This is a genomic window from Dyella jejuensis (assembly GCF_044904675.1).
Lineage (GTDB): Bacteria > Pseudomonadota > Gammaproteobacteria > Xanthomonadales > Rhodanobacteraceae > Dyella_B > Dyella_B jejuensis.
In genome coordinates this window covers 48,902-60,814 of record NZ_JADIKJ010000013.1, presented here as the reverse complement: position 1 = coordinate 60,814, position 11,913 = coordinate 48,902, and the positions used below count along the sequence as shown (strand labels likewise).

General features: G+C 64.2%; 12 protein-coding genes. 3 read left to right on the top strand and 9 right to left on the bottom strand.

Annotation, left to right across the window (positions count from 1 at the left end; all coding sequences use genetic code 11):
• Positions 1-276: 276 nt before the first annotated feature.
• Positions 277-1,182, bottom strand: a complete 906-nt coding sequence (locus tag ISP15_RS12420) for a 5'-nucleotidase, lipoprotein e(P4) family (RefSeq protein ID WP_404547784.1) — start codon at positions 1,180-1,182, stop codon at positions 277-279.
• A gap of 95 nt (positions 1,183-1,277) precedes the next feature.
• Between ISP15_RS12420 and ISP15_RS12415 the strand changes: the two genes are divergently transcribed.
• Positions 1,278-2,297, top strand: coding sequence for an AI-2E family transporter (locus ISP15_RS12415; protein ID WP_404547781.1), 1,020 nt, complete (start codon positions 1,278-1,280; stop codon positions 2,295-2,297).
• A 152-nt stretch (positions 2,298-2,449) separates the two neighbouring features.
• On the opposite strand, the gene bluB is transcribed toward ISP15_RS12415, so the two are convergent.
• The 3 genes from bluB to ISP15_RS12400 form a co-directional block, all read right to left on the bottom strand.
• Complete coding sequence (gene bluB, locus ISP15_RS12410; protein WP_404547778.1) at positions 2,450-3,166, bottom strand: 5,6-dimethylbenzimidazole synthase; 717 nt, start codon at positions 3,164-3,166, stop codon at positions 2,450-2,452.
• Positions 3,167-3,187: 21 nt separating this feature from the next.
• On the bottom strand, positions 3,188-5,170 hold the full coding sequence (locus ISP15_RS12405) for a UvrD-helicase domain-containing protein (RefSeq protein ID WP_404547775.1): 1,983 nt from the start codon (positions 5,168-5,170) through the stop codon (positions 3,188-3,190).
• 136 nt (positions 5,171-5,306) lie between these two features.
• Positions 5,307-6,062 (bottom strand): YfdX family protein, encoded by a 756-nt coding sequence (locus ISP15_RS12400; protein ID WP_404547772.1) that lies wholly within the window; start codon positions 6,060-6,062, stop codon positions 5,307-5,309.
• A gap of 173 nt (positions 6,063-6,235) precedes the next feature.
• On the opposite strand from ISP15_RS12400, the gene ISP15_RS12395 reads away from it, so the two are divergent.
• Together ISP15_RS12395 and ISP15_RS12390 are read left to right on the top strand one after the other, a co-directional pair.
• Positions 6,236-6,868 carry a thymidine kinase gene (locus ISP15_RS12395; protein ID WP_404547770.1) on the top strand — a complete coding sequence of 211 codons (633 nt, stop codon included), beginning with the start codon at positions 6,236-6,238 and terminating at the stop codon, positions 6,866-6,868.
• A 54-nt stretch (positions 6,869-6,922) separates the two neighbouring features.
• Positions 6,923-7,687 carry a hypothetical protein gene (locus ISP15_RS12390; RefSeq protein ID WP_404547767.1) on the top strand — a complete coding sequence of 255 codons (765 nt, stop codon included), beginning with the start codon at positions 6,923-6,925 and terminating at the stop codon, positions 7,685-7,687.
• 12 nt (positions 7,688-7,699) lie between these two features.
• On the opposite strand, the gene mutM is transcribed toward ISP15_RS12390, so the two are convergent.
• From mutM to ISP15_RS12365, 5 genes are read right to left on the bottom strand one after another with little or no spacing between them, the layout of a single operon-like run.
• The gene (gene mutM, locus ISP15_RS12385) at positions 7,700-8,527 is read right to left on the bottom strand and encodes a bifunctional DNA-formamidopyrimidine glycosylase/DNA-(apurinic or apyrimidinic site) lyase (protein ID WP_404547765.1); all 828 of its coding nucleotides are present in this window, start codon (positions 8,525-8,527) and stop codon (positions 7,700-7,702) included.
• 1 nt (position 8,528) lies between these two features.
• Positions 8,529-9,023 (bottom strand): hypothetical protein, encoded by a 495-nt coding sequence (locus ISP15_RS12380; protein WP_404547763.1) that lies wholly within the window; start codon positions 9,021-9,023, stop codon positions 8,529-8,531.
• A complete protein-coding gene (locus ISP15_RS12375; RefSeq protein WP_404547761.1) occupies positions 9,020-10,339 on the bottom strand; it encodes a GldG family protein in 1,320 nt (439 codons plus the stop codon). Before ISP15_RS12375 ends, ISP15_RS12380 begins: the two co-directional genes overlap by 4 nt.
• Positions 10,339-11,124 carry an ABC transporter permease gene (locus ISP15_RS12370; RefSeq protein WP_404547759.1) on the bottom strand — a complete coding sequence of 262 codons (786 nt, stop codon included), beginning with the start codon at positions 11,122-11,124 and terminating at the stop codon, positions 10,339-10,341. Before ISP15_RS12370 ends, ISP15_RS12375 begins: the two co-directional genes overlap by 1 nt.
• Positions 11,121-11,873: an ABC transporter ATP-binding protein gene (locus tag ISP15_RS12365; protein ID WP_404547757.1), complete on the bottom strand. Its 753-nt coding sequence runs from the start codon at positions 11,871-11,873 to the stop codon at positions 11,121-11,123. Before ISP15_RS12365 ends, ISP15_RS12370 begins: the two co-directional genes overlap by 4 nt.
• Between the last annotated feature and the right edge of the window lie 40 nt (positions 11,874-11,913).

The window sequence follows — 11,913 nt, the reverse complement described above, 5'->3', positions numbered from 1 at the left end:
GCGACGGCGCCGTATGGTCGGGGCGCCGTGCATCTTAGAGCCTGTCCGCGATCGGCGCGTAGCCTGCACGGCGGTAACCGATGATGCGTGTCGGAAACGCTCCCAAAAGAAAACCCCGCGGGCGTTGGGCCTCGCAGGGTTATACCGGCAGTGCCGGAAGGGAAATGGCCATGCCTGCGGAAATTGGAGGTCAGCAGGTTCGGCGGTGCCATGATACGAGCGAGCTCATCTTAAAGCAATACATGAGATAGCCTCGCTTAACTCATTGAAATTCAATCAGTCTGTACGCAGGGATTGAATCTTCAGTTGGCGCCGTTGATCGCGTGGCGTGCTCCATGCGTTATGGAACAGGGCCGGCTCCCACGCGCCGTAGGTTGGATTGGGCAGCACGAACCAGCGCTTGCCGATCCAGCCGAGGTAAGGCGTCATCGCTTGGGCGCGGCCGGTGTCGGTGTTGTCCAATACGCTGACGAAATCGCCAAGCTGGTCGCCGAATTGCATCAGCACGCGGTAGCGCTGGCTGACCAGCTGGCGACGGCAATGCTTTTCCGTGCCGATCTGGTCGCAGCCGCGCAGCAGGGTGCCCAGGCCCAGGAACGCATCGGGGCCGGCCACCGGCAGGCCTGCCTTGAGCAGGTTATCGATGGTCGCGCGATCCAGGTCTTGCGAGCGGTTGGAAATATAGATCACGGCGATGCCGTGACGGGCCGCGAATTGCGTGAACGCCACCGCTCCCGGCAGCGCCCGTGCGCGTTCTTCCTTGCACCACCTGGCCCAATCGGCCTCGTTGTATTCGCCGCCATGGCGGATCAGGCGCGCCTGGTAGGGCGAGTTGTCGAGCACGGTTTCGTCGATGTCCAGGATCACCGCGGGCTTCAGGCCCGGGTAGGGTGCAGCGCGGTCGTCCGGGGAAAGCGCATCCCAGTGGTTGTCTTTCAACGCGGCGAGCAACTGTGACTGCGCGCTGCGATAGGTCTCCAGGTAGATCAGGTCGTGCTCGAGCGCCGTCTGCGTCCAGGCCACGGCGTTGAGGTTGTCGTCGGCCGGAGCAGTCGGCATCGCTGCCGGGTTGGGCACCGATCCCGTCGTGGTTGCCGGCGTGGGCGCGAAAGAATGCGGCGCGTGGCTGGCGCAACCGCAAAGCACAAGCGCTCCCACAAGCGCAGGCAGGAACTTGGACATGGATGGAACACCCTGTAGGAAAGACGACGGCCGCAGAGGATGGCGCAAGTTTATGACAGACTTGCCGGAACTCGGGTCTGCCATAGGTCATCAACGTGCCCGCACCGCTTGCATCCGCCCGCGGCATTCGCATCGCCAGTTACGTCCTCGCCGGCTCCGCACTGGTGCTGGTGTTGCTGTTGCATCTGCTGCCTGCGCTGTTTGCGGGGCTGCTGGTGTACGAACTGGTGCATGCGATGACGCCCTTGCTCGGCCGCCGCATCTCCGGCGAACGTGCGCGCCTGGTGGTGGTTACGGTGCTGGGTGTGGTGGTAGTGGGGCTGCTGACCTTGCTGGTGATCGTGTTGATCGGCTTTTTCCGCAACGAGGTCGGCAATCCCGGCATGCTGTGGCAGCAGCAGCTGATGCCGCTGGTGGAAAGGGCGCGCCAGCAATTGCCTGCGGCGCTTACCAGCTGGTTGCCCGACAGCGTCGACGAACTGCGCGTGATGGCGCTGGACCTCACGCGCAAGCATGCAATGGGCCTGCAGAACGCCGGCAAGGAAACGGCGCGGGTACTGGTGCGCATCATCGTTGGATTGGTGCTGGGTGCGCTGGTGGCGCTCAATCGGGAGCGGCCTTCGCACCAGATCGGTCCGCTGGCCGCCGCGCTGGGCGAACGCTGCCAGCACTTGGCCGAGGCATTCCACCATATCGTTTTTGCGCAGATCAAGATTTCGCTGATCAACACGGCTGCCACGGGCGTGTTCCTGCTGGGCGTGTTGCCCGTGATGGATGTCCACGTGCCGCTGGCGAAGACGCTGGTGGTGGTGACCTTCCTGGCGGGCCTGCTGCCGGTGATCGGCAACCTGATTTCCAACACCGCGGTGACGATCGCCGGCTTGTCGGTATCGATGTGGGTAGCGGCGGTGTCGCTTGCGTTCCTGATCGTCATCCACAAACTGGAGTATTTCCTCAATGCGCGCATCGTCGGCACGCAGATCCGCGCACGTGCCTGGGAGCTGCTGGTGGCGATGCTGGCGATGGAGGCGGCTTTCGGCGTGGCGGGTTTGATCGCGGCGCCGATTTACTACGCATACCTCAAGAGCGAGCTTGAAACGGAAGGAATGGTTTGAGCGTCATCGCCGTTTCACAGGCTGATGGTTTCCTCCCTTGTGGGGAGAGGGCCGAGGACAGGCTTGCGCTAGAAGCGGTTCAGAGCGTGTTTTTGCGAGAGCTATCCGATGAAATGCCTTGATGCACAATGCGTTAAAGCGAAAGCGGGCGACTATGCCTTGGTCTCGCCGGAGCTGATCTCGTGGATGGCCGCTATCAAGGCCGCGTCATCGACGTGGCCCTGCCATTGGTTGCCGTGAAGCAGCTGTTCCAGCGGCAAGCGTGAGCGCCAGCCGGCGATTTCCAGTTCCGGTCTGGGCAGGAATTCGCTGACATGCCCGAGGCAAAGATAGGCCACCGGATAGACGTGTTCAGGCAATCCAAGCGTTCGGGCCAGCTGCGTCGGATCGACAATGCTGACCCAGCCCACGCCAATGCCTTCCGCGCGCGCCGCGAGCCACAGGTTTTGCACCGCCAGGCAGGTACTGAAAAGATCGGTGTCCAGCATCGTGTTGCGTCCGAGCACGTGCGGGCCGCCGCGTTGCCGGTCGCAGGTGATGCAAACATTGATCGGGCTGTCGACGATGCCTTCCAGTTTCAACCGCCGGTACAACGCTGCGCGCTCATCCGTGTAATGACTTGCCGCCTCGGTGTTGGCCTGGTCGTAAAGCGCCTTGACAGCGCGTTTCATTTCGATGCTGTCGACGATCACGAAATCCCACGGCTGCATGAAGCCGACCGAAGGCGCGTGATGCGCGGCGTGCAGCAGGCGCGCCAAGATTTCCGGGGCGATCGGATCGGGCAGGAATTGCGAGCGCACGTCGCGGCGTTCATGGATGGCCCGATACAGGCCTTGGCGCTGTTCGTCCGGAAAACCGTGGTCAGTCATGCTGCATGGCCCGTGCTTCCCTCAGTTGCCGGCAAGCATCGCGGCAATCTTGGCCATATGCGATTCGGCCGTTTCACGCACGGCTTCCTTGTCGGCTTCCGGGTCCTTGCCCTCCCAGTGCAGATCAGCCTGCGGCAGTTCGTGCAGGAAGCGGCTGGGCTGGTTGCTATGCACTTCGCCGTAGCGCTTGGTGCGCGCCGACCACGAGAGCGTCAGCAATTCCTTGGCGCGGGTGATGCCCACGTACATCAGGCGGCGTTCCTCGTCGATGCGGCCTTCGTCGATGGCGCCATCGTGCGGCAATGTGCCTTCCTCGCAGCCGACGATGAAAACAAAGCGAAATTCCAGTCCTTTCGCGGCATGCAGGGTCATCATGCGCAGCGCATTGCCTGGCTCGTCGCGATCGGCGTGACTGAGCAGCGCCAGTTGCGAGGCGAGGTCGCCGGCGCTGTTGCCGCCTTTCTGCATGGCCCGGAACCATTCGGCCAGTTCGCGCAGGTTGCCGAGGCGGCGCTCGCGCAAGGTGGCATCCGGCGAGGACGAAGCAATATGGGCGGCATAGTTGGTGCGCGCCAGCACGCGATCCACCAGCTCGGCGGCGCTTTCGTGCAGCGACGCGCTGCGCAACTCGTCCAGCAGCTCGGAGAACGAAGCGAGGGCGGCCGCAGGGCGTGGGCTCAGCTGGCGCAGCACACTGTCGCTGCGCGTGGCTTCAAGCAGCGAGCCATGCCGCGTCTGGGCAATCTGCCCAAGTTTCTCCAGCGTGGTGGCGCCGATCTCGCGCTTGGGCACGTTCACCACGCGCAGGAAGGCGGCGTCATCGCTGGGATTGGTCAGCAGGCGCAGATAGCAGAGCAGGTCTTTCACTTCGGCGCGATCGAGAAACGACAGCGCGCCGGTAAGGTGATAGGGCACACGTGCCAGGCGCAGGGCTTTTTCCAGCGGACGCGCCTGGAAATTGCCGCGATAAAGAATCGCCATGTCGTGCCAGCGCACTTTGTGCTTTTCGGCCAGGGTGGCGGCCATGCCGGCGATGCGCTCGGCCTCGTGCTCGTTGTCCTTGCACTCGATCACGCGGATCGGCGCGCCTTCCGGGTGCTCGCTCCACAGCTTCTTGACGTGCAGGTGCGGATTGTTGGCGATCAGCTGGTTGGCGGCGCGCAGGATGCGCTTGCCGCAGCGGTAGTTCTGTTCCAGCTTGATCACGCGCAGGCTGGGCCAATGCTTGCCGAGCTGGTCGATGTTTTCCGGATTCGCGCCGCGCCAGGCATAGATCGACTGATCGTCATCGCCCACGCAAGTAAAATGGCCGCGCTCGCTGGACAACGCTTTCAGCAGGCGATATTGCGCATCGTTGGTGTCCTGGTACTCGTCCACCAGCAGGTAGCGCAGGCGTTCGCGCCAGCCATTGCGGCATTCCTCGTCGGTTTCGAGGATGCGCAACGGCAACCGGATCAGGTCATCGAAGTCGACCGCATTGAAGGCGGCAAGGCGCTGCTGGTACATCTCGTAGATCGTGGCCGCGTCCAGCTCGCGCGGGCTGCGTGCGGCAGCGAGCGCTTCTTCCGGCGAGAGGCCGCTGTTCTTGGCGCGGCTGAGCAGGCTGCGCAGGCCAAACAGTACATCCGGTTTCGCGCCCTTGGGCGCAAGTTCCTTGACGATGTTCTCGCTGTCGTCGGCATCCAGCACGGAAAACCCACGACGCAGGCCGGCGCGCGCGTGTTCGATCTGCAGGAATTTCAGGCCAAGCGCGTGGAACGTGCACACGGTGAGCGCTTGCGCATCCTCCGCGCTGACCAGTTTGCCGACACGCTCGCGCATTTCGCGCGCCGCCTTGTTGGTAAAGGTGATCGCCGCGACCTTCGAAGCGGGCAGCTTCCGCCGCTGCACCAGATGCGCGATTTTCTGGGTGATGACCGACGTTTTGCCGGACCCGGCGCCGGCGAGCACCAGCAGCGGGCTATCGACATGTTCGACGGCGGCCAGTTGTTGGGGGTTGAGCATGCGTCGGGCGGAATGGGGCGGGCGTCAAGGCGCGGCGCATGATGGTAACAGCGGCGCGGAACGAATGGCGCCCTGCCGCCGGGAAACGGCAGGGCGCGTGGTGTCGCATGGCGGTTGCCCTATGGCTTACAACGCCTTACTTGTTCGCATGCGCATCGTCGGCTGCGTCGTGCGTCGAACTCGTCACCGGCTCCGTCAAGCCCATCTTCACGGGCGCCGTGGCGTTCTTGGCCGGCCTGGCGTTGAGGTCGACCCAGTCATAGCGCACGCTGTCCTGCACGTGCTTGAGGCTCAGATTGGCTTCGTAGTATTTGCCATGGGCCAGCAGCGTGGCGGCTTCATCGACGTCGGCGGCGATGGTTCCGGCCGGCACCAGGGCCAGCGTGCAGGAGAGCTTGATGTTGGCCAGGCGCAGCGTTTCGATCGCCTTGTCGCGCTCGCCTTTCTTCAGGTGGACGTTGGAGGCAGCGACTGCGGCCGCCTTGGCCGGATCGGCTGAATAATCCTGGTCGAGCGAGAAATCCGCGCCGATCGGTAGCCAGCGAACCGGCGCGCCATGGGCTGCCGGCGCCGGATTGGCATGTCGGGGCGGGCTTTTCAGATCGGCCTCGGCCTTGTCAAAGGCAGTGCCGTCCGACTCGGCCTTGATGAGCGATAGCTGGGCACGCTTGATCAGCGTAACGGCGACCTGGGGATGGCCGTTGAAAATCGCGATGCGGGCGATTTCGATGTCCTGGAAAGCCTGGCTGCCTTGCTCCGACAGCTGCTGGAAATCTCGCGTTGCCGCAGCAGAGGATGCAGGGGCGGCGGCCTGGGCGATATCGGCCGAAGCGGCGCCGGCAGCGCAGGCCAGTGCGAGGGCCAGGGCGGTGGCCATTCGATAGTGGGTCATGATCTGTCCTTGTCTAGTCCTTAGGAGTACAGCTCTCGTTGCTTCCTGCCCGCATCGCAGGCGCGATGGGGTCCAGGTAGACAGGCCGGTGGGCGAACGGTTCCGTGGATGACACACGAATCGGATCGTTTGCAATGGCGTTACCATGTGCCGTCACATGTGCGGTGGGGACCATGGCCAAGCTGTATTTCTATTACTCGGCAATGAACGCCGGCAAGACGACCAACCTGCTGCAAAGCGCCTACAACTATTACGAGCGCGGCATGCGCACGCTCATCCTCACGCCTGCGCTGGACAATCGCTACGGCGAAGGCATCGTGGCATCGCGTATCGGTTTGCAATCGCAGGCGCAGCGCTTTACCGGCGACGCCGATCTCTATGCGCTGGTGCAGGCCGACATCGCCGCGCATGGCGACCTGCATTGCGTGTTCGTGGATGAAGCGCAGTTCCTGCGCAAGGCGCAGGTCTGGCAGCTCACCGATGTGGTCGATCACCTCGACATTCCGGTGCTGGCCTATGGCTTGCGCACCGATTTTCGCGCCGAGCTGTTCGAGGGCAGCCGCTATCTGCTGGCCTGGGCCGACAGCCTGGAAGAAATCAAGACCATCTGCCATACCGGCCGCAAGGCCACCATGGTGGTGCGCGTGGATGAAAACGGACGCGCGATTACCGAAGGGCCGCAGGTTGAGATCGGCGGCAACGAACGCTATGTCTCGGTGAGCCGGGCCGAGTTCAAGAAGATTACCCAAGGGCGCGGCCGCATCGAATTGAAGCGGCCTGGCTTGCCGCTGGATGACGAAGCCTAGCGACACCTATTCCTCGCCTCGAAAGGGCGTGGAAAAAAACACAAGGATAAACCCATGAGCAACCCGGTCTACTTTCCCGCCTGGCAGCGTCCGCACTGGCAACCTGGCGACGAAGAGATCCTGCTGCACTTTTACGTGTTCGGCGATTTCAAGCCAACCAGGGTGCCATCCGCCGCGTACGGCAGCGATGGCCTGCCCGACGCCGTGAAGATGAGCAGCCATCACCACTATGTGTTGCGCGATTGGGAAGGCTATCCCTTGAAAGGCCCGCTGGGCGATCTATTCAAGAACGATGCGCCCGAAGCGTTCGAAAAGGCGATGGCCGCGCCGCAGGTGCTGGTGCTCCACGGGCGTTTCAACGATTCGCCCGACACCGGCTACCTGCGCGACACCTATGGCGTGCTGGCCGGCTTGCTCGATATCGGCGGCGTGGCGATCCTCGATCCGCAGATCCTCACCCTGTTCAGCGCCGAAGCATGGCGCAGCCATTATCTGGTCAAGGATGGCGCGCCGCTGCGCAACCATGTGCTGATCCTGCGCGATGAGGAAGAGCACGATCGCCAGTGGATCCATACGCGCGGCCTGCGCAAGTTCGGCCGGCCCGATATCAGCCTGCGCAACGTTCCCCTGGATGACACCGACCGTGCCGGCGCGCTATGCCAGCGGCTGGTCGAGCTGGAGGCGCTCGGCGCGCATTTCGTCGACGGGCAGGCGCTGGAAGTCGACGGCATGTTCGGTGGCCTTACGGCCGAGTTGGGCGGCGGCTACGACGATCCGCAATTCAACAATACCCATGTAACTTTCCACTGGCCGGATTGACGCGGTTGTCCGTCATTTCTGGCAATGCGGGCACCAGAACGTGGAGCGTTGCCCGATCACTCCTTGGCGGATCGCCGTGCCGCAAACCTTGCACGGCTCGCCCTCTCGGCCATAGACGAAGAGTTCGCGGAAGAAATAGCCCGGTGCGCCATCCGGATTGAGGAAGTCGCGCAGCGTAGTGCCGCCCCGTTCGATCGCCCAGGCGAGAATGCGTTTTACCTCGGCGGCCAGCCGCTGGTAGCGTGCGCGCGATAACGCTCCCGCCGGACGGCGCGGATCGATGCCGGCGGCAAATAGCGCTTCGCTCGCGTAAATGTTGCCCACGCCGACCACGACCGCGTTATCCATCAGGAACAGTTTTACCGCCGCCTTGCGGCCGCGCGAACGCCGCCACAGCAAATCGCCATCGAATGCGTCAGTAAGCGGTTCCGGACCGAGCCTTGCAAGCAATTCATGCGTCTCGCCAGGCGGCTGCCACAGCAGGCAGCCGAACCGGCGCGGATCGGTAAAGCGAAGCATGCGCGCGCGATCGCCTGGTAAAGGCTCAAGCTGGATATCGACGTGATCGTGCACACCGGGCGCTACGTCCGGCGGCAGCACGCGCAGCACGCCGGTCATGCCCAGATGCAGCAACGCGCTGCCGGCATGCGTGTGCAACAGCAGGTATTTGGCGCGGCGTTCTACTTCTTCGATACGCTGGCCTGGCAGCTGTTCGGTGATTTCGCCTGGAATCGGCCAGCGCAAGTCCGCCCGGCGCAGGATGACCGAGGCAATGCGCCGGCCGATCAGGTGCGGTGCGATGCCGCGTCGGGTGGTTTCGACCTCCGGCAACTCGGGCATGTCAAAGTGCCTTGACGGATGTGCTTTGCGCGGAACGCGGCAGGTAACGCAGCGATACGATGCCTACGCGCTGGCCTGCCTGCACATAGACGTTCCGGCCGAGTGCCGTCATGCCGCCGAATAGCAGGGTTTGGCCGTCCAGATCCAGTTTGGCCTGCGGTGGCGCGAGGCCGATCTTGGCGAAATCATAGCGGCTCGCGGATTGCCAATCCTGCACTGGCGCGGCGGCGATGCGTACCAGTTCGCCCAGGCGCAGGTCGTCGGCGCGTGTGATCGGAGCCGGATCGATGCGCCACCAGTGGCCTTCGCGCTTGGCGTAATGTTCGGCCGGCGCACGGCCGGCCTGCAGGTCCACGCGCGTGATGGCCTCCGGATCGAGCGGCAGCAAGGTGCCGGGTGCGGCCAGCCGGTCGCTGCGCAGTTGCCACCACGCCACCGCCAGCAGCACGATTACCGCGGCCAGCGTCCATCCCAGTCGACGCGCTGCTCGCTTCATGCGCGACGGCGACGCCACGCGATGAAGCCGCCGAGCAACAGCAACACCAGCGGCATGGCAACGATGAAAGCCGTGCTCAATACATTCAATGCGCCCTGCGAGACAGTCAATACGCGATCGGGCGCCCCGCGCGAAGGCAGGTTGATCAACTGATCGTCGCCCAGCAGCCAATCGAAGATACGTTCACCCAGGGCGCGGTTGCCGCCGTTGCCAAGATAGCTGTTGGACAGGAAGTCGCCGTTGCCGATCACCACGACGCGCTGCTCGCTCTTGGCCGGGCTGGGCGACAGCCGGCTCAGTGCGAACGCAAAATCGAGCGGACCTTTCAGCGAAGCCGCTGGCGTATCGGTCAGGGATTGCACCACGGCTTGCGGGCTGGAGCGCAGGAAGGGAGCGATCTGCCATTCGCTCTTGCGCACCTGTGCCAGCGGCGCGACTTCCGGGAACAGCGTGGTGAGCGTGAAGCCGCGCGTGATGGCGCCAGGCGGATAATCGCCGAGTGCGATCATGCGTGGGTCCTTCAGTCCCAGTGCCGTGGAGGATGCATCCACCAGTTCGCCTGGCAGCACACGTATGCCCAGGGCATCGGCCAGCGGTTGCAGGCTCGGATCCTGATTGCCCGGATCGGCGAGCCAGAGCAGGTTGCCGCCGCTGCCAAGGTAATCGACCAATGCCTTCGCCGCGCCCGGCGCCAGCGCTGCCTGCGGGCTGGCGAGCACGACCAGGTCGGTATGATCGGGCACGGTTGCGGTCTGCGAGAAATTCAGCGGTACGGCGCGCATGCCGCTCTGTTCGAGCTGCGAGACGAACAGGCCGAGGTCCGCGTTGGCGACCCCGTCCGGGCGGCGCTCCCCGTCGCCGGTGACAAAGGCGACGATGCGGTCATTGCCGCGCACCAGGCGTTCCAGCGCATCGGTCAGGCTGCGCTCGGTCAGCGTGTCGAGGCGTTGCTCGCGATCGCGATAGTGCAGGATCAGTTCGCCATCGACCGTAATGCCAAGGTTGCGCATGGCGGCGGGGTCTTGCTGCGGATCGACGAAGCTCAAGCGCAAGTCAGGTTTGGCTTGCTGGTAGCGTTGCAGCACGGCTGCGATGGTCTGGCGCAGATCGCCTTGCGGATTGGCGTAGCTGACGATCTCGACCGGGCCATCCAGCTTCGCCAGCACGGCGCGTGTTTCCGGCGACAGGCTGACGCGGTGGCCATAAGTCCAATCGGCGACGCGATCGTGGCGCGCGGTGAGGTAGCCGATCGCGCCGGCGCCAAGCAGGATCAGCAAGGCGAACAGCCAGCCATGGAGACGGCGTGCGAAAATCATCAGCCGCGCTCCCGATCGGCAGCGAGACGCTGCGTGCCCAGCGCCAATGCCACCGCAATGGCGAGCAGGAACCACACGATATCCGCGCTCGATACCAATCCGCGCAACAAGGTTTCCTGATGCGGGCTCATCGCCAGCCAATTGAGGAACCCGTTGCTGACGCCCGCCAGCTGCGCGCCAAGATTGATGCAATTCAAGCCGATGCCCACCATCAACGCGGCCACCGCGGCCACTGCCGGATGCGATGCGAACGCCGAGCACGCCACGCCAATGGCGCCGAGCACCGCCAGCGCCAGGAACGTTCCCAGGCTGGCGGCGGCGAGCTTGCCCCAATCAAGCGTAGCGCCGTGCGCAAGGCTCATCGGAATCACCAGCGCGAGCGCCAGCCACAACGCCAGCCAGATCAGCACCGCAAGATATTTGCCGAGCACTATGCGCGATGCGGAAAGGCCGCTGGCGAACAGCAGCGGCAAGGTGCCGGCATTGCGTTCGCCAGCCAGGGTCGACATGGTCAATAGCGGAACCAGCAGCAAGGCCAGTTCGATCAGGCCGAACGGCAATGGGCTGCCGGTAATGAAACTGCTGTCCATGCGCACCACCACCAAGTCGGTATAGCCGGGGCCGTCCGGCAGCGCCGCCAGCTTTATCTGGTTCAACAGGAAAATCTGCAACAGCAGTGCGAAGCGCCAGCCCAGTTCCGCCAGCGCCAGGGCGGCGACGATCCAACCGAGCGGACGCACGAACAGGCGGCGCAGTTCCAGCCGCGTCACGGCGAAAAGGGTCATGCGGCTTCCGCCTTGCCGTTGAGCGCGATGTCGAAAAAGATTTTTTCCAGTGCGGCGTGCTGGTCCGCGGGCAGCGCTGCGTCATGGCGCAGGATGCCGCCGTGCAGGATCGCCACGCGATCGCATACCGCCGTGATTTCGGTCAGCTGGTGCGTGGACAGGATCACCGCGGTGCCGCCCGCAGCCAGTTCGCGCAACAAACCGCGCAAAGCCACCACTTGCACGGGATCGAGCGCATTGGACGGTTCATCCAGCACCAGCAAGGCGGGCCGGTGCAGCAGCGCGCAAGCCAGTCCGAGGCGCTGGCGCTGGCCCTGCGACAATACGCCGGCCAGTCGCCGCGCCATGTCGTTCAGTTCCAGCCGCGCGAGGGCCGTCTCGCGGGCCTCGCGCAGAGCGGCGCCGGCCATGCCGCGCAGGCGACCATGCGCGTCCAGATGTTCGCTGACGGTCAGTTCCGGCCATAGCGGGGCACCTTCCGGTAGCCAGCCGATGACCCGCCGGGCCAGTTCGGGATACTCCAGGAAATCCTGGCCTTGCAGCCGGATCGCGCCGCTATCGGGGCGCAAGGCGCCGGCCACCATGGCCAGCGTGGTGGACTTGCCGGCCCCGTTCACCCCAAGCAGGCCAAGGATCTGGCCCGCTTCCAGCCGCAGGCTGAGATCGCGCACGGCCGGGCGGCCCGCACGGTGCCGGTTGACCGCTTCGAGTTGCAATACGGGAGGTGAAGCAGGTTTGGGCGCGTTCATTGCATGATTGTCAGGGTGACCCCATCCGCTAGACAACCGT

Coding starts and splice junctions, on each gene's coding strand:
- ISP15_RS12365 (WP_404547757.1), bottom strand. CDS start 11,873: ATGAACGCGCCCAAACCTGCTTCACCTCCCGTATTGCAACTCGAAGCG.
- ISP15_RS12405 (WP_404547775.1), bottom strand. CDS start 5,170: ATGCTCAACCCCCAACAACTGGCCGCCGTCGAACATGTCGATAGCCCG.
- mutM (WP_404547765.1), bottom strand. CDS start 8,527: ATGCCCGAGTTGCCGGAGGTCGAAACCACCCGACGCGGCATCGCACCG.
- ISP15_RS12390 (WP_404547767.1), top strand. CDS start 6,923: ATGAGCAACCCGGTCTACTTTCCCGCCTGGCAGCGTCCGCACTGGCAA.
- ISP15_RS12370 (WP_404547759.1), bottom strand. CDS start 11,124: ATGACCCTTTTCGCCGTGACGCGGCTGGAACTGCGCCGCCTGTTCGTG.
- ISP15_RS12400 (WP_404547772.1), bottom strand. CDS start 6,062: ATGACCCACTATCGAATGGCCACCGCCCTGGCCCTCGCACTGGCCTGC.
- ISP15_RS12375 (WP_404547761.1), bottom strand. CDS start 10,339: ATGATTTTCGCACGCCGTCTCCATGGCTGGCTGTTCGCCTTGCTGATC.
- ISP15_RS12380 (WP_404547763.1), bottom strand. CDS start 9,023: ATGAAGCGAGCAGCGCGTCGACTGGGATGGACGCTGGCCGCGGTAATC.
- ISP15_RS12395 (WP_404547770.1), top strand. CDS start 6,236: ATGGCCAAGCTGTATTTCTATTACTCGGCAATGAACGCCGGCAAGACG.
- ISP15_RS12420 (WP_404547784.1), bottom strand. CDS start 1,182: ATGTCCAAGTTCCTGCCTGCGCTTGTGGGAGCGCTTGTGCTTTGCGGT.
- bluB (WP_404547778.1), bottom strand. CDS start 3,166: ATGACTGACCACGGTTTTCCGGACGAACAGCGCCAAGGCCTGTATCGG.